Origin of the sequence: Elizabethkingia sp. YR214, from assembly GCF_003058195.1 — a bacterium.
Classification (GTDB): domain Bacteria; phylum Bacteroidota; class Bacteroidia; order Flavobacteriales; family Weeksellaceae; genus Elizabethkingia.
In genome coordinates this window covers 455,106-471,691 of record NZ_QBUH01000005.1, presented here as the reverse complement: position 1 = coordinate 471,691, position 16,586 = coordinate 455,106, and the positions used below count along the sequence as shown (strand labels likewise).

Genomic DNA, 16,586 nt, shown 5'->3' with positions numbered 1-16,586 from the left:
GGAACTGTTTCCGGAAAAATAAGCCTCTATGTTGATAAAGTAGATTTTACAAAACCTATTGTTGTTACCCTAAATGGAAAGGAGGTCTATAATGGAAACGTAAAGAATAATCTAGGTATTATGATTGAAAGTATTGCTTTATTTGGAGATCCTAGCCGTATTTATTCATCTAAAATAGATATTAATATTTAAAATATATAAATTAATATATATTGGATTTTTTCTAATTATTAAAATTTAATCAGCATAATTACACCCCGATTAACCTCGGGGTTTTTCTTTTTCTCTCTCTGCTGGTGCGAGCCTTTGGCTCGTATCAATGTAGATGTCACGAGCCAGACATTCTCGCTATAGAAGGATATTTTATATTAAATTATTGATTTTGATTATAAAATAAATTATGTTAAATAAATATAATGTAAATTATTTTTTACTTTTGAAGTAGTATTTGTAAATTATTTTAATGTGAAAAATCTAAAACAACTTTCTAGAAGTTCCCTTAAAAATATATTTGGAGGTGATTTCAGATCATCATGTTCAACAAAATGTGCAAATGGAAAAAGTATTGCTACAGTTAACTGCGCGGGTGGATGTACTGTGGAAGATGGAAAATGGGCTGGATGTTCTGATAGCAGTCATGAAACAGCAGTTTGTCCAAATCCAAAACCCGGAGAAGGTATACCAACATCCTTTATGGATACTATAGATTAGAACTTAATTACCGTCTAACTATTACGTAGTTAGGCAGTAAATTTAATTAATTATTATTCATGAGAATAAGACTCTTTACATTACTAATTTTTGTTATAAATATTTATAGTGCTCAATCATTTCGTTTTGAATATGAATTAAGTATTATATATGATACATTAAGTAGTAATCCTCAAAAGTTCAATACAGCTCTGGAAATTACGCCCATTGCTAAAAAGTTTTATGATATGGATGTGTATAAATATGATTCTATTCAATCTAAAAAAGGAGAAGGTGGGCATATGAATACTGGATTTGATCAAAACTTATTAAAGCTGAAATCAGATCAAATTAATCATACTTTCCATAATATTAGCAATGATGATTGGTTCCAATTAGAATCCAAAGATGAAATTAAATGGAAAATAACAGGTGAAAGAAAGAATAATAAGGGATATAAATTACAAAAAGCTACAGGGGACTTTGGAGGGAGAAAATGGACAGCATGGTTTACACCGGATATTCCTATTCCGGAAGGTCCATATAAATTTAGTGGTCTGCCGGGGCTAGTTGTAGAAATAAATGATTCAAAAAATCATTATCGTTATGAGCTTACTAAGGTGACTAAGCTTATAAAGGCATCTAATACTTTTAATATACTTGAGAAGCAAAGAGGAAAGAAAGCAATAGATATTATACTCCCTACGTATCAAAAATTATTAATGGATCATTATAATGACCCATATAAATACTTGTTAAATTCTGCTAGTTTTAACTTTTATGACCAATTTTCAGGGAGGACTTATACTAAGCCAGAAGAATTAAGAGATGCGAGAATAGATGAGCAAAAAAGAATAAAAAAATATTATAATCCAATCGAATTGGATAAAGCTGTTAAATACCCTAACTAAGTTCAGGTTTTTCTTTTTCTCATAATATTCTGTGAAGTAATAGAACAATTTATATATTTCTATAAAGATGTAGTGGGGTAAAAAACACAAGCCTCTACATTTCTGCAAAGGCTTAGTTGGTTTATTCTTTTATTTGCTGTTGTTATTCCATGTATTTATCAAGGAATGCCAGAACTTTTTCAGGTGTTCTTCCGAAGTAGTTATAACCATCTTTAAAACGAAGTGTACTATCTATCCAGATAAGTTCCTTGTTATTACCCGGGATTGCATCAAATGTAGCTTGATCTGTTTCAGGGTTTTTTGTCCATGAATCATGTTCAACCTGCCACATTAATAAAGGCATTGTAAGGTTTTTTACATATTTTTTTGGATCCATTTCAGCGCGGGAAAAACCTCCTGCCTTTAGTAACTCAAAATCCAGTAAATCCAGATATTGCGATACGCCCAAAGGCTCTGTGAATGCTTGGAAAATAGCTGCCATATGAGGAACTAAAGGACTGCAGAAACATTTTACATTCTCGAATAATTCAGGATGTTTGTCCAAAGCAACCCATTGTGATATAGCTCCCAAACATTGGTTGAATAATGCTACTTTCATTGTACTCAACCTTGGGTGATTATCAACATATTTTTTTACACCTACACAGTCGCGCCACTCTAACTGGCCGATACCACTCATACCACCATTGGCAGCGCCGCTTTGCCCGTGATTTCGTAAGTCATAAGCCAGTACATTATAACCCGCATCTGTTAAAATTTTCATTTGATATACAAAATCAATTTCAATATCTGTAAAGCTGCTCCATGGTAATCCCAGGTGTCCCTGAAAACCTGCACGGGACATTGGTAGTGCATGGTTGAAGATAATCAGTTTATTGCTTTCACCTCCTTTAGCAGGAATATACCATCCGCTAAGTGGTACGCCGTCGTCTGCAGGAAAATAAATATCTTCCCATCCTGTCATGCCGTAATCGTCCGGAGTTTTATGAAGAATACTGCGCCATTCTCTTTTGCAGACATTCACCATTCCCATTATTTTAGCATAATCTTCTTCTGAAATTTCATCCAGTTGTTTTTTTGCTGTTTCCAAAAGTTCTTTGGACATTCTTGCTGTAGCAGTTGGCTGATGTTCCATTCCTGCTAAATTGATCTGGTTTTCCATTTTAAATTATTTTTTAGAGGTTCTCATTATTTATAATTCAAAATTATATCAGATATGGGTAGCTAAACGAAAACAGATTACTCTAAAAATGAAACTTTTTACAGATGGAACTCTGATCTTTGGTTCAATCAGGAAACTGGTTTTTATGTGGTTAGAATATTAGTGTAAGTTATTGCTTCCTGAAATCTTTTGGAGAAAGTCCTGTCTTCTTCCGGAAAAAACGTGTGAAGTAAGTTGGGTATTCAAAGCCTAAACTATATGCAATTTCACTTACCGTCAACTTAGTTTTCAATAACCTGTTCTTTGCAATCTGAATAATTCCTTCATGTATATGATCGATAGGGGCGGAGCCTGTAAAATGCTTGATAAGATCTCCAAAATAGTTAGTAGATAAATTAGCTAGCCCCGCAAAATAGGCAACAGAAGGTAATTCCGACATTCCGTTTGGCTGATTAAGATAGTTGTCTAACTGTTTGTAAAAATCGGCAACAACTCGGTTGTAAACATTGCTCCTGGCTTCAAACTGGCGTTCATAATAGATATGGGTATAGGAAAGTATAAGCGATGTATAGGAGAACAGAATATTTGTAGAAAAATTTTTCTTCTGAAATTCGGTATATGCCTTTTTGAACAGATCATATAAAGTTTCCTTCTCTTCTTCTGTCAGGAACAATGCTTCATGGCGGTTGTAATCTGCAAATGAAGTATCCTTTAGTGCTCTGTTTATAAGTTTTTCGTTAATCAAAATAGCAAATCCTTCAAATGATTCTTTCAGATTCCACTCGAGAGAATTTCCGGGTTTGTCTAAGAATAAATAAGAATCGGACATCTCTTCAAGCGGTGATTGTACTTCAATCTTATCCTTCAAAGCCAATAAATAAAAGTCTATTTTAACCGGCGCTGATTTTATCAGTATATCAGGATGTTCATCATAAAAAATAACCTGAATTACATCACTGTTTGAAGCGCTAATGTTCAGGTACTTAAGAAATGCGGGGATATTGTAAGTCTTCATCACCTTGTGAATTTACTGCATTTTATTCTTAGCAAATATAAAAAAACAGAGAACTACAAAATGAGAACGAATAACAGTAATAATGAAACATTTTACCGGATGTTTTTATTCAGTAGGTGTTTTTTAAACACAAAAGCCTTACTAATCAAGCAAGACTTTTGTGAACAGGATCAAACAATATTATTCTATCCATAGATATCCCATAGAATAAGTTCTGGCTTTGCCGGCCACAATTACTCTTTCATTTTTGTTTTCGCAATAAAGCTGCCCGCCTCTTTCTGATAGCTGATGTGCGAAAAGCTTATCTTTTCCTAATCTTGATGACCAGAATGGAATGAGAGAACAATGGGAAGAGCCAGTTACAGGATCTTCAAGAATTGAAGACTGTGGTGTAAAATATCTGGAAACAAAATCACTGTCAGTACCCGCTGCAGTAACAACTACACCTCCCGGATCCAGATTGATTAGATCAAAAATAGATCTTTCAATTTTGATTTTTTTTATGTCTTCTTCAGATTCATATACCAAAACATAGTCTCTTGATTTGAATACTTCCTTGGGCTGAATATTGAGAGACTTAATTATGGTATCAGGAAGAGTAGAAGCTTCAGGCATTCTCGACGGGAAATCCATATAATAAAATCCATCTTTTACATTGACTGTTAATTCGCCACTTTTGGTCTGAAAAATAATTCTGTCGTTCTGATAATTTAAGATAGAAGCTAAGCAATGAGCTGCAGCAAGAGTCGCATGCCCACATAAATCCATTTCTATTTCGGGTGTAAACCATCTCAGATGAATGCTGTCGCCGTTATCGATAAAGAAAGCTGTTTCTGCCACAGCATTTTCACGGGCTATTTTTAAAAGTATCTCGTCAGGTAACCAATTTTTTAATGGAACAACACATGCAGGATTCCCATGGAAAATATCTTCGGTAAAAGAATCTATTTGATATAATTCTAACTTCATAATTAATAAAATTTTGGTCAGTAACAAAGATAGGTTATTTCCCGATCAGCATTGGTTTTAATGATATTTCTTTGAGATATTTTATATAATTTACTGTAAGACTATAACAATGTTATAAAAAACAAAAATGCCTCTACATTTCTGTAAAGGCTTTAGTGAGCGCGACAGAATTCGAACCCGTGACCGTTCCGATAGAAATTGGAATGCTTTATCCAGTTGAACTTTTAATAAGTTATTCGATTTTTTTTCAATTTCCTTGTTTGCTAATCTTTTTGTAAATGTAATTTCATGCCTTCATGCGAAGCCACAAAACCTAATTTTTCATAAAATCGAATGGCATTAGGACGCTTTTTGTCCGAAGTCAATTGCAATACATGAGCGCCTTTTGCTTTGACACGCGCAATTGCCCAACGGAAAAATTGCTCGCCCAAACCTTTGCCCCGAAAATCTTTATGAATACGCACGGCTTCAATCTGCGCACGAATGCCTCCTTGGTATGTCAAATACTGCAAAAAGCTCAGTTGTAACGTGCCGATAATTTGCCCATTTTCATTTTCAACAACAATCAATTCCTGATTTGGGTCTTTGTCAATATTCTGAAAAGCATTTGTATAAACTTTTGGCAAAGGATTTTCAAAACGCTCTCTTGTTGCACCCAATGCATCATCCGCCAACATTGCAACAATCATTGGCACATCTTCTAATTTTGCTTTTCTAAAAATCATAAGTTTCTAATTTTTGTTCCTTTAAAAAAACAGAATAAATTTAGAAAATTGAAAAACAAAAACAGGTGTTTTGTCAGTAAAATGCCTTTTAAAAATAGCTCACGTTTAAATTGGTTTACTATGGATTATTAGGGTGTACTTAAAAACAAAAAATCTGCAAATAATTACTATTTACGGTTTTTTTCGGTCTTTTAAGTCGGGGTGGCAGGATTCGAACCTGTGACCGTTCCGATAGAAATCGGAATGCTTTATCCAGTTGAGCTTTTAATAAGTTGTTCAATTTTCTTTTTACTCTTCCAAGCCTTTATTTCACGCTCTCTTTTATATGCAGAGCTCTTATCGTTAAAAGTCTCAGAATATACAATAATCCAATCTTTAGCACGAGAAGTAAAACCTTTATGATTAGAAAGATGTTTTCTCAATCTTTCATTAAGTTCTTCTGAGCAATGGCCAATATAAAATTGATCGAGAGTATAGGAGTATAATATGTAGCAGAAAAACATAGTTAAATATAAATAAAAAAGCCTCTACATTTCTGTAAAGGCTTTAGTGAGCGCGACAGGATTCGAACCTGTGACCGTCTGCTTAGAAGGCAGATGCTCTATCCAGCTGAGCTACGCACCCATTTGTAGTAAAAAAAAGCTTTTTGGTTCAAAAAGCTTTTTTTAAGTCGGGATGGCAGGATTCGAACCTGCGACCTCCTGGTCCCAAACCAGGCGCGATGACCGGACTACGCTACATCCCGAGTATTTTTAAAATCTGTAAAGATTTTCACAAATGCAGAAAAAAAATATAAAAAATAAAAGCCTTATTAGATAAGGCTTTAGTGAGCGCGACAGGATTCGAACCTGTGACCGTCTGCTTAGAAGGCAGATGCTCTATCCAGCTGAGCTACGCACCCATTTGTAGTAAAAAAAAGCTTTTTGAACCAAAAAGCTTTTTTAAGTCGGGATGGCAGGATTCGAACCTGCGACCTCCTGGTCCCAAACCAGGCGCGATGACCGGACTACGCTACATCCCGTATATTTTTTATTCTGCGGAGGGTAAGGGATTCGAACCCTTGCGACCCTTGCGAGTCGACAGTTTAGCAAACTGCTCCGTTAACCACTCCGGCAACCCTCCTTTTTTTAATGATCTTTTGTTCTGCGTTTGCGAGTGCAAATATAGAACGGATTTTTGAATTTACCAAAACTTTTTTGCATTTATTTTTTGTATTTTTGACAAAATAAAAACCTTTAAAACACCTATTGATGCGTAATACATTATATTTCATCGGATTAAGTGCAGTGCTTTTTTCCTGTGGTTCTTCTAAAAATGTTACCCCCCAGAAAAAAAACTTACCTGTAAATAAAAATAATAATACTAATGTTGGTGTAAAAACACAAATTCCGTCAGTACAGACACCCGTAAAACCGGCTATACAGAAAGATCATGGCGTAGAATTTTATACAACAAATATTGCTGACATTACCAAAAATGATAATACAGCAAGCTATGGTAGTATTGTAACGGCTAAACCACTCGGTTTTCAGATTACGAAAAATTACTTTCCGGCTATAGGACAGAATTTCAGACAGCGTTATCTTATTCTTCATTATACAGCTTTGGACAATGACAGATCTATTACGGCACTGACGCAAAGAGGAGTGAGTGCTCATTATTTGGTAAGTGATATCAACGATCAGGAAATTTACCAGATTGTTGATGAAAATAAAAGATCTTATCATGCAGGAGTAAGTAATTGGAGAAAGGATTCCAATCTAAATGATACTTCTATTGGAATTGAAATTGTAAACAGTGGATTTACAACCAACGCTTCTGGCCAGAGAATATTTGCAGATTTCCCGGACTATCAGATAAGAAAAGTTGCTGCATTGGCTAAAGATATTGTACAACGTTATAATATTCCACCAACTAATGTCTTAGCGCATTCCGATATTGCACCAGGCAGAAAACAGGATCCGGGGCCAAAATTCCCTTGGAAGAAATTATATGATGAATACCAGATTGGAATGTGGTATGATGAAGGTACCCGATCAGGTTTCCTTAATCAGTTAGAGTCAGGAACTTTTGAATCTGATAAAAATACACCACCATTCATTTACAAAGTGCAGAGCCAGCTTCAGTCATTAGGATATCAAGTCGATTTATCAGGAGAATGGGATAATCAGACTAAACTAGTTGTTCAGTCATTCCAGTATCATTTCTGGCCACAAATAGGAGACGGAGTTTTAGATCTGGGAACTTATGCCACTTTATTGGCATTATTGCAAAAATATCCTTCAAAATAATGGATTGAAAAATATTCCTTTTAAGAAATATTTGATTAATATTTTTCTTAATTCCTGCCTCTGAACATAAGGGGCAGGAATTTTTTTTCATAATTGGTTTATTGTAAATGATTTTTTTCTAATCCAATATATTTGGTTTAACTTTAGAGTTTAAAATTTTTGAATAATGAATGATTACAGAATTGAAAGTGATCTGATAGGTGAACTAAAGGTTCCGGTAAATGCATACTATGGAGTACAGACGCAGAGAGCGATAGATAATTTTAAAATTTCTAATGATCATTTATCGGATCATCCGGAGTTTATTAAAGCTTTTGCTTTCGTTAAAAAAGCAGCAGCTCAGACTAATTTTGAATTAGGACTTTTAGACGAGATCATCAATAAAAATATTGCAATAGCTTGTGACGAGATTGTTGCGGGAAAAATGCACGAACAATTCCCAACGGATATGATCCAGGGAGGTGCAGGTACATCGATGAACATGAATGCGAATGAAGTAATTGCAAACAGAGCTTTGGAACTTATGGGACACCAGAAAGGTGAATACCAGTTCTGTTCTCCAAACGATCATGTAAACCTTTCTCAGTCTACCAATGATGCTTATCCTACAGCAATTCGTATAGCACTATACAATTTGAATAAAACCTTGGTTGAGCGTCTGGAATTATTGATACAATCATTCAGAAAAAAAGCAGAAGATCTGAAAGATGTAATCAAAATGGGGCGTACGCAGCTGCAGGATGCTGTACCTATGACAATGGGGCAGGAGTTTAATGCTTTTGCTAATACTCTTCAGGAAGAAATTGCCCGTCTGAATACAAATGCAGATCTGTTCCTTGAAACCAATATGGGAGCAACAGCAATTGGTACAGGGCTAAATGCTCATCCTGATTATGCAACAAAATGTACAGAGAATCTGGCTAAGGTTTCAGGAGTTGATGTTGTATTGGCCTCCGATCTTGTAGAAGCAACACCAGATACAGGAGCTTATGTAATCTATTCTTCCGCAATGAAAAGAATGGCAGTGAAGCTTTCTAAGATTTGTAACGACCTTAGATTATTGGCTTCAGGCCCAAGAGCTGGTTTCTATGAAATTAATTTACCAAAAATGCAGCCGGGATCTTCTATTATGCCTGGTAAAGTAAATCCGGTAATTCCGGAAGTGGTAAATCAGGTTTGCTTTAAAGTTATTGGTAATGATCTTACAGTAACCTTTGCAGCAGAAGCAGGTCAGTTACAGCTTAATGTTATGGAGCCTGTTCTTACGCAATCAATCATGGAATCTATCCGTTTTCTGAAAAACGCTATGGATACGCTTCGTGAAAAGTGTATAGATGGTATAACAGCTAATAAAGAAATCTGCCTGAATATGGTAAAAAACAGTATTGGTATTGTTACAGCACTTAACCCATATATAGGATATAAAAATAGTACTAAGATTGCTAAAGAAGCTTTAGATACAGGTAAGAGTGTATACGATCTGGTATTGGAACACGAATTATTGAGCAAAGAAAAATTAGATGAGATTTTAGCACCCGAGAATATGCTGAATCCACATGCAAAATTTTAATATATAATAATGTTTATAAATAAAAGAGGAGTATTACTCCTCTTTATTTTAAATATATATTTTCACAAAAAATGGTATATGAGAAAAATAGTATCTACACTTTCCTTAGCTTTGTTGATGAATATGATGAACGCACAAGATTTTAAAATACAGACATTAAAAGATAATAAAGGTTATACTTATGAAACGGTAAATAATGATCCGGATCATGTAAGAGTGTATACCCTGAAGAATGGTCTGAAAGTATATCTGGCTAAGAATACAGATGCACCGAGGATCCAAACCTATATTCCTGTACGTACAGGCTCCAATAATGACCCTGCAGATAATACTGGTTTAGCCCATTATCTAGAGCATATGGTGTTCAAAGGAACTTCAAAATTAGGAACTAAAGACTGGACTAAAGAAAAAGCTTTGATTCAACAGATATCGGATCTTTATGAAGCACACAAGGCAGAAAAAGATCCGGCTAAAAAGAGAGATATTTATAAGAAAATAGATGCTGTTTCTCAGGAAGCCTCTAAATATGCAATTGCGAACGAATACGATAAAGCTACTTCTTCTATTGGAGCAACCGGAACCAATGCACATACGTGGCTGGACGAAACAGTTTATAAAAATAATATCCCCAACAACGAGTTGGAAAAATGGTTCAAAATTGAGAAAGAACGTTTTTCTGGATTAGTGCTTAGATTATTCCATACCGAACTGGAAGCTGTTTACGAAGAATATAACCGCGCACAGGATAATGACGGCAGACTTGTAAATTATGAACTGATGAGTGCTTTGTTTCCAAAGCATCCAAACGGGCAGCAAACAACCATCGGAACAGCAGAGCATCTGAAGAACCCTTCCATGGTGGCCATCAATAAATATTTCGATACGTACTACGTACCAAATAATATGGCGGTTGTATTGGTAGGAGATATTGATTTTGATAAAACTATTGCATTGGCAGACAAATATTTTGGGACTTTCCAATATAAAGAATTGCCAATGAAGAAGATGGTTTCGGAAGAACCAATGATTAAAATTGTTGAAAAAACAGTAAAAAGTCCTACTACGCCGAGACTGCAAATGGCATGGAGAACAGATAGTTACGGTTCTAACGAATCTCATCTGGCAGAAATTACAGCACAAATCCTTAGTAACAGTGGAGAAGCAGGGCTTCTTGATACCAATGTCAATCAGCAGCAGAAAGCTTTACGTGCTGTGGCATATAACTCTCCGCTGAAAGCTTACGGATATTTTACTATGGTTATTGTTCCTAAAGAAGGACAAAGTATGCAGGATGCAAAGCAATTGCTGCTGGAACAAATAGACCTTATTAAAAAAGGAGAATTTCCGGACTGGATGATCCCTGCAATTGTAGAAGATATGAAGCTTTCCAGAATGAGACAACTGGAAACAGCGGATGGATTAGCAACCAATCTTTATGATGTTTATATCAAAGGCAGAAATTGGGATCAGGAGCTTAATGAAATCAATGAGTATTCTAAGATTACAAAAGATGATATTGTAAAGTTTGCCAACGATTTCTTTAAAGACAATTATGTTGTTGTTTACAAAGAAAAAGGTGTAAACGATAAACTAGTCAGAGTAGAAAATCCTGGTATTACCCCGATTCAGTTGAACAAAGATTCACAGTCACCTTTCCTTAAAGAAATCATTTCCGAAAAAGTTTCAGACATTGCTCCGGTATTTGTAGACTTCAAAAAAGAAATCAAAGAAACCACAGTTAAAGGTGTAAAACTGAGTTATATTCAGAATAAAACAAATGATATAGCACAGATGAACTATATCTTTAACCTTGGGACTGATAATGATAAAGAATTGGGACTTGCACTGAGTGTACTGGAATATTTGGGAACAGATAAATATACACCAGAGCAGTTAAAGGCTGAATTCTATAAAATAGGTATTTCCTATAACCTTCAGATTGGTGCAGACAGAATTAATGTTTCACTTTCAGGACCGGAGAAAAATATAGGAAAAGGCCTTGCTTTAGTAAACCATTGGATTCAGAGCGTAAAACCAGATCAGGAAATCTATAATAAAACAGTAAAAACAATCCTGGAAGGTCGTGAAATAGCGAAAAAAGATAAAGCCCGCATTATGGCTGCATTGACTAACTATGCTAAGTTCGGAACAGATTCAAGATTCAGAGATGTAATTTCCAAAGATCGTCTTACTGCCATAAAAGCAGAGGAAATCACAGATAAAATAAAATCCCTTGCAAAATATCCATACGAATTATTCTTCTATGGGAAAGACCTTGGTTCTTTTGAGAATGAAGTAAGTGGCTATGTACAAAAAGCAAGTCTGAAATATCCTGCAGCTAAAGTATATCCTGAATTGCCAACCGGCGGACAGGTATATTTCACAAACTATGATATGGTACAAATGGAGATGAGCAAAATTGGCCGTGGTGAAGAAATTAAGCCAGCTAATTTTGGCAAAATCAATGTATTCAATGAGTATTTTGGACGAGGCTTGTCATCTATTGTATTTCAGGAAATCCGTGAATCACGTTCATTGGCATATTCTGCTTATGTAAACTATGCTTATCCGGATGAACTGAAGAAACACGATTATGTAACGACTTATGTCGGAACACAAGCTAATAAGCTGCCACAGGCGGTTTCTGCAATGAATGAGTTGATGGCAGAACTTCCGCAAATTCAGGTGCAGTTTGACAATGCTAAAGGATCTGCACTAAAGCAGATTGCTTCTAACAGAATTACCAAGCGTAATATTTATTTCAATTATCTTAGGATGAAGAAACTTGGGATTGATTATGACGTCCGTAAAGATATCTACAATGAAGTGAAAGAACTCACTTTACCTCAGTTATCCAATTTCTATAATACAGAAGTTAAACCTGTTAACTATAATACGGCTATTATTGGTAAGAAAGAAAATCTGGATATGAATGCAATTAATAAACTGGGAACATTCCGGGAAGTAAGTCTGGAAGAAATCTTCGGTTATTAAAAAGATAAAAATGAAAATCCGGGAAACTTTCCGGATTTTTTATTGAAAATTAAACACGACTTTCAGTATTTAAAAACCTCACAGAATATTATAGCCTGTGAAGCTTTTTATATCTGTCCGGTTTACTACAAGTTATCATGTCTGTATCACTTTTGAAACGGAGACTATATGCAGTTTAAATAGTTTAAACACAGGTTTTACGGCTTTAAAATCTTAATTTTTTCTTAAAATTAGACCCCATATTTTTTTGAAAATGGTTATATTCGGGACCATAAAAAAAACGATATGCAAATATACGAAGCGATTTCTGTGGGGCTGTATCTGTTGTTAATGATAGGTATCGGCGTATATTCTTATAAAAAATCAACAAGCAATTCCGAGGAGTTTTTAATTGGAGGAAGGAAGATGGGAGCAGCCGTAACGGCACTCTCAGCCGGAGCAGCCGACATGAGTGGCTGGCTACTGATGGGTGTCCCGGGTGCCATGTATTTATCAGGGATTTCCAGTTCCTGGATTGCCATAGGACTTACTACCGGAGCATTTCTTAATTATATTATTGTAGCACCGCGGCTAAGGATTTATACGGAAGTTGCTCAGAATGCAATTACATTACCTGTCTTTTTTGAAAACAGGTTTAAAAATAAAAATCATCTTCTGAAAGTTACTTCTTCAATTTTTATTCTGGTATTTTTTACATTGTATACTTCGGCTGGTATGGTTTCCGGAGGTAAATTATTTGAATCAGCCTTTGGAATAGACTATACTGTGGGGCTATTACTAACCAGCTTGGTTGTTGTGTTATACACATTCCTGGGAGGCTTCCTTGCGGTAAGTCTTACCGATTTTGTACAAGGAACTATCATGGTATTAGCCTTAGTTATCGTACCTATTGTAGCGATTTTACAAATCGGAAGTATAAGTGAGACTTTTTCTCTTATCAAAGCTAAAGACCCTAAATACTTAGATTTGTTCAGAGGGACAACCACTATCAGTATTGTTTCTTTATTGGCATGGGGACTTGGATATTGTGGACAGCCACATATTCTGGTGCGTTTTATGGCAATAGATAAGCCAAAAGATCTAGTTAAGGCCAGAAGAATAGGGATTACATGGATGATCTTTACTGTTGCCGGAGCACTAGCAATTGGTCTAATCGGGATTGCTTACCTGCAAAAGTTTGATATTGACACAATGATGAAGTTTGATGGTTCCAAAACAGAGGCAGAAACTATTTTCATTTATTTCTCCCGTATTCTGTTCCATCCGCTTGTTGCAGGATTTTTATTAACAGCCATTCTTGCAGCGGTTATGAGCACTATCTCTTCACAATTGTTGGTAACATCCAGCTCATTAACTGAAGATATTTACAAAGCTTTCCTGAATAAAAATGCAACACCAAAACAACTCTTGCTTACCAGCAGACTGTCAGTTCTGTTAGTAGCTGTGGTTGCAGTGCTTTTGTCTCTTAATCCTAAAGATAGTATCCTTAATCTTGTGGGGAATGCATGGGCAGGTTTTGGTTCCGCTTTCGGACCTTTAATTTTATTGTCTCTTCTCTGGAAAAAAACAACTTGGCAGGGAGGTCTTGCAGGTATGTTGGTTGGAGGGATTACAGTATTGGCTTGGGTATATATCCAGCATCCTTTTAAAGACTGGTACGAAATGATTCCCGGTTTTATATTGTCATTGCTAACCAATTTGGTAGTTTCTACATTAACTTATAAGCCAGATGAGGTTATTGAAAGTGAATTTGAAGAAATGAATAAAATTATGCAGGAATAATAAATATCTGTAGAATATTATAAAATAATCAGAAGGAAGTAGTAATTTTAAAACGAATCCTTCTGGTTATTTTATTTTTATATCATATTTTTATTATCTCATTTTGAGACAATTTAAAAATTTATTACATTTACATTATTAATAATTATAAAGTAAAAACGATAGCTATGCTGAAGAGAATTATCTTAGCCTCATTGATATCTTTGCTGGCTCCCGGATTACAGGCGCAAAATAAACAAGTTCCTGCTTACCTGGATGCATCGAAGCCTGTAGAACAACGCATTGAAGATGCACTTTCCAGAATGACACTGGAAGAAAAAGTAACCATGCTTCATGCTCAATCCAAATTTAGTTCTGCCGGAGTTCCGCGCTTAGGAATACCAGAATTCTGGACTACAGATGGTCCGCACGGTGTACGTCCGGAAGTTTTATGGGACGAATGGGATCAGGCAGGTTGGAGTAACGACTCTATCGTAGCATATCCGGCTCTTACAGCTTTATCGGCTACATGGAACAAAAGAATGTCATGGAATTATGGTAAAGCCTTAGGTGAAGAAGCTCGTTATCGTAAAAAAGATATTCTGTTAGGCCCTGGTGTAAATATTTACAGAACACCGTTAAACGGGCGTAATTTTGAATATATGGGAGAAGACCCATATCTCACTTCCAAGATGGTCGTTCCATATATCAAAGGAGTACAGTCCAATGGAGTTGCAACCAGCGTGAAGCACTTTGCACTCAATAACCAGGAAGAATTCCGCCATACCAGTAATGTCATCGTTGACGACCGTACTTTATACGAAATATATTTACCACCATTTAAAGCCGCTGTTCAGGAAGGAGATTCATGGACAATTATGGGAGCTTATGATAAATATAAGAATCAGTATGCCAGCCAGAATGAATATTTGCTAAACAAAATTCTGAAAGGAGAATGGGGATACAAAGGTGTAGTGGTATCCGACTGGGGGGCTGTAAACAATACCGAGCAGGCTATTCATAACGGATTGGATATGGAATTCGGCAGTTGGACAAATGGACTTTCTGCAGGGACCAGAAATGCATATGACAATTACTATCTTGCAAAACCTTATTTGGATCTTATAAAATCCGGAAAGGTAGGCACAACAGAGCTGGATGATAAAGTAAGAAGGATTCTTCGTCTGGCATATAATACGACAATTAATCCTAATAAGCCTCTTGGTAATATCGCTTCGGAAGATCATATGGCTGTAGCCAAAGAAATTGGAGAAGAAGGAATTGTATTGCTCCAGAACAATAACAATGTTTTGCCAATAAACACGGATAAAGTCCGAAAGATTGCAGTAATCGGAGAGAATGCTATTAAGATGATGACAGTGGGCGGTGGTTCCTCTTCATTAAAAGTAAAATATGAAACCCTGCCTCTGGAAGGTATTAAGTCGAGGTTTGGTAAAAAAGCCGAAGTACAATATGCACGTGGTTATGTAGGTGATGTTGGCGGAGAATATAATGGTGTGAAGTCTGGTCAGAATCTTAAAGATGACCGTCCGGCTTCGGAATTATTAAATGAAGCTGTAGCATTGGCTAAAAAATCTGATGTAGTAATCTTTGTTGGTGGCCTTAATAAAAGCGACTACCAGGATAGTGAAGGACACGACAGAAAAGAATTGGGATTACCATATAACCAAGATCAGTTGATTTATGCATTGTCAAAAGCCAATAAAAATCTTGCCGTAGTACTGGTTTCTGGTAATGCTGTTGCTATGCCGTGGGTAAAAGAAGTTCCTGCAATTGTACAGGGATGGTATTTGGGTTCCGAGGCTGGAAATGCTCTTGCCGCTGTATTAGCCGGAGATGTGAGTCCTTCTGGAAAACTACCATTTACATTTCCTGTAAAACTGGAAGATAATGCCGCTCATCAGATGGGAGAGTATCCTGGGAATAAAGCCGAATTAGCTGCCGGAAAAGGAAAAGATCAAAAGAATCCGATTAATATTACTTACAACGAAGGTGTTTTTGTTGGCTATCGTTGGCATGATACCAAAAATATAAAACCATTGTTCAGCTTCGGCCATGGTCTTAGCTATACAACTTTTGAATATGGGAAAGTCCGTGCAGATAAAACACAGATAACTCAGGACGGAACAATTACATTTACTGTAAGTATTAAAAATACAGGTAAAAGAGAAGGCGCTGAGGTTGCTCAGTTATATATCAGTGATCTTAAATCATCTGTGCCACGTCCGCTAAAAGAGCTAAAAGGTTTTGAGAAAATAAACTTGAAACCAGGTGAACAAAAAGAAGTAAGCTTTACAATTGATAAATCGGCATTAAGCTTCTTTGATGCGGCTAAGCATCAGTGGGTAGCTGAACCAGGAGAATTCGAAGCATTGGTAGGAGCATCTTCTACAGATATTAAAACAAAAGTGAAGTTTACACTTCAGTAATATTAGGTTAATTATAAATAGAAAATGCCGGAATATTCCGGCACTTCT

13 protein-coding genes and 6 tRNA genes are annotated in these 16,586 nt (G+C 35.9%); 8 read left to right on the top strand and 11 right to left on the bottom strand.

What is annotated here, in order from left to right; translation table 11 throughout:
• From C8J95_RS18680 to C8J95_RS12880, 3 genes are all read left to right on the top strand, one after another.
• Positions 1-192, top strand: a 192-nt coding sequence (locus C8J95_RS18680) for a hypothetical protein (protein ID WP_221407241.1), incomplete at its 5' end; no start/stop codon positions are given.
• Between the two features lie 273 nt (positions 193-465).
• The gene (locus C8J95_RS12885) at positions 466-711 is read left to right on the top strand and encodes a hypothetical protein (RefSeq protein WP_107808689.1); all 246 of its coding nucleotides are present in this window, start codon (positions 466-468) and stop codon (positions 709-711) included.
• Between the two features lie 59 nt (positions 712-770).
• Entirely contained in the window at positions 771-1,601 is an 831-nt protein-coding gene (locus C8J95_RS12880) for a GLPGLI family protein (RefSeq protein WP_107808688.1), read from the top strand.
• A 142-nt stretch (positions 1,602-1,743) separates the two neighbouring features.
• On the opposite strand, the gene C8J95_RS12875 is transcribed toward C8J95_RS12880, so the two are convergent.
• The 11 genes from C8J95_RS12875 to C8J95_RS12830 form a co-directional block, all read right to left on the bottom strand.
• Positions 1,744-2,763 carry a S9 family peptidase gene (locus C8J95_RS12875; RefSeq protein WP_107808687.1) on the bottom strand — a complete coding sequence of 340 codons (1,020 nt, stop codon included), beginning with the start codon at positions 2,761-2,763 and terminating at the stop codon, positions 1,744-1,746.
• Positions 2,764-2,932: 169 nt separating this feature from the next.
• Positions 2,933-3,778, bottom strand: coding sequence for an AraC family transcriptional regulator (locus C8J95_RS12870; protein WP_255412805.1), 846 nt, complete (start codon positions 3,776-3,778; stop codon positions 2,933-2,935).
• A 180-nt stretch (positions 3,779-3,958) separates the two neighbouring features.
• Positions 3,959-4,747: a PhzF family phenazine biosynthesis protein gene (locus C8J95_RS12865; protein WP_107808685.1), complete on the bottom strand. Its 789-nt coding sequence runs from the start codon at positions 4,745-4,747 to the stop codon at positions 3,959-3,961.
• A 263-nt stretch (positions 4,748-5,010) separates the two neighbouring features.
• Entirely contained in the window at positions 5,011-5,472 is a 462-nt protein-coding gene (locus C8J95_RS12860) for a GNAT family N-acetyltransferase (protein ID WP_107808684.1), read from the bottom strand.
• Between the two features lie 203 nt (positions 5,473-5,675).
• Positions 5,676-5,735, bottom strand: a tRNA-Glu gene (locus C8J95_RS18675).
• The gene (locus C8J95_RS12855; RefSeq protein ID WP_107808683.1) at positions 5,721-5,975 is read right to left on the bottom strand and encodes a GIY-YIG nuclease family protein; all 255 of its coding nucleotides are present in this window, start codon (positions 5,973-5,975) and stop codon (positions 5,721-5,723) included. Before C8J95_RS12855 ends, C8J95_RS18675 begins: the two co-directional genes overlap by 15 nt.
• 47 nt (positions 5,976-6,022) lie before the next feature.
• Positions 6,023-6,096: transfer RNA gene (locus C8J95_RS12850), tRNA-Arg, on the bottom strand.
• 46 nt (positions 6,097-6,142) lie between these two features.
• Positions 6,143-6,217, bottom strand: a tRNA-Pro gene (locus tag C8J95_RS12845).
• Between the two features lie 82 nt (positions 6,218-6,299).
• Positions 6,300-6,373 (bottom strand) — tRNA-Arg (locus C8J95_RS12840).
• Between the two features lie 45 nt (positions 6,374-6,418).
• Positions 6,419-6,493 (bottom strand) — tRNA-Pro (locus C8J95_RS12835).
• Between the two features lie 16 nt (positions 6,494-6,509).
• Positions 6,510-6,594, bottom strand: a tRNA-Ser gene (locus tag C8J95_RS12830).
• A gap of 128 nt (positions 6,595-6,722) precedes the next feature.
• Here C8J95_RS12830 and C8J95_RS12820 point away from each other — a divergent pair.
• From C8J95_RS12820 to C8J95_RS12800, 5 genes are all read left to right on the top strand, one after another.
• Positions 6,723-7,763, top strand: a complete 1,041-nt coding sequence (locus tag C8J95_RS12820; RefSeq protein ID WP_107808682.1) for an N-acetylmuramoyl-L-alanine amidase — start codon at positions 6,723-6,725, stop codon at positions 7,761-7,763.
• A gap of 166 nt (positions 7,764-7,929) precedes the next feature.
• Positions 7,930-9,333, top strand: a complete 1,404-nt coding sequence (gene aspA, locus C8J95_RS12815) for an aspartate ammonia-lyase (protein WP_107808681.1) — start codon at positions 7,930-7,932, stop codon at positions 9,331-9,333.
• A 78-nt stretch (positions 9,334-9,411) separates the two neighbouring features.
• Positions 9,412-12,327 carry a pitrilysin family protein gene (locus C8J95_RS12810; RefSeq protein ID WP_107808680.1) on the top strand — a complete coding sequence of 972 codons (2,916 nt, stop codon included), beginning with the start codon at positions 9,412-9,414 and terminating at the stop codon, positions 12,325-12,327.
• 285 nt (positions 12,328-12,612) lie between these two features.
• A complete protein-coding gene (putP, locus tag C8J95_RS12805; protein ID WP_107808679.1) occupies positions 12,613-14,109 on the top strand; it encodes a sodium/proline symporter PutP in 1,497 nt (498 codons plus the stop codon).
• Between the two features lie 167 nt (positions 14,110-14,276).
• On the top strand, positions 14,277-16,538 hold the full coding sequence (locus tag C8J95_RS12800; protein WP_107808678.1) for a glycoside hydrolase family 3 C-terminal domain-containing protein: 2,262 nt from the start codon (positions 14,277-14,279) through the stop codon (positions 16,536-16,538).
• Positions 16,539-16,586 lie beyond the last annotated feature (48 nt).

Excerpts from the sequence above, each read along its gene's own strand:
- C8J95_RS12880 (WP_107808688.1), top strand. The coding sequence starts at position 771 with ATGAGAATAAGACTCTTTACATTACTAATTTTTGTTATAAATATTTAT.
- C8J95_RS12875 (WP_107808687.1), bottom strand. The coding sequence starts at position 2,763 with ATGGAAAACCAGATCAATTTAGCAGGAATGGAACATCAGCCAACTGCT.
- C8J95_RS12870 (WP_255412805.1), bottom strand. The coding sequence starts at position 3,778 with ATGAAGACTTACAATATCCCCGCATTTCTTAAGTACCTGAACATTAGC.
- C8J95_RS12865 (WP_107808685.1), bottom strand. The coding sequence starts at position 4,747 with ATGAAGTTAGAATTATATCAAATAGATTCTTTTACCGAAGATATTTTC.
- C8J95_RS12860 (WP_107808684.1), bottom strand. The coding sequence starts at position 5,472 with ATGATTTTTAGAAAAGCAAAATTAGAAGATGTGCCAATGATTGTTGCA.
- C8J95_RS12855 (WP_107808683.1), bottom strand. The coding sequence starts at position 5,975 with ATGTTTTTCTGCTACATATTATACTCCTATACTCTCGATCAATTTTAT.
- C8J95_RS12820 (WP_107808682.1), top strand. The coding sequence starts at position 6,723 with ATGCGTAATACATTATATTTCATCGGATTAAGTGCAGTGCTTTTTTCC.
- aspA (WP_107808681.1), top strand. The coding sequence starts at position 7,930 with ATGAATGATTACAGAATTGAAAGTGATCTGATAGGTGAACTAAAGGTT.
- C8J95_RS12810 (WP_107808680.1), top strand. The coding sequence starts at position 9,412 with ATGAGAAAAATAGTATCTACACTTTCCTTAGCTTTGTTGATGAATATG.
- putP (WP_107808679.1), top strand. The coding sequence starts at position 12,613 with ATGCAAATATACGAAGCGATTTCTGTGGGGCTGTATCTGTTGTTAATG.
- C8J95_RS12800 (WP_107808678.1), top strand. The coding sequence starts at position 14,277 with ATGCTGAAGAGAATTATCTTAGCCTCATTGATATCTTTGCTGGCTCCC.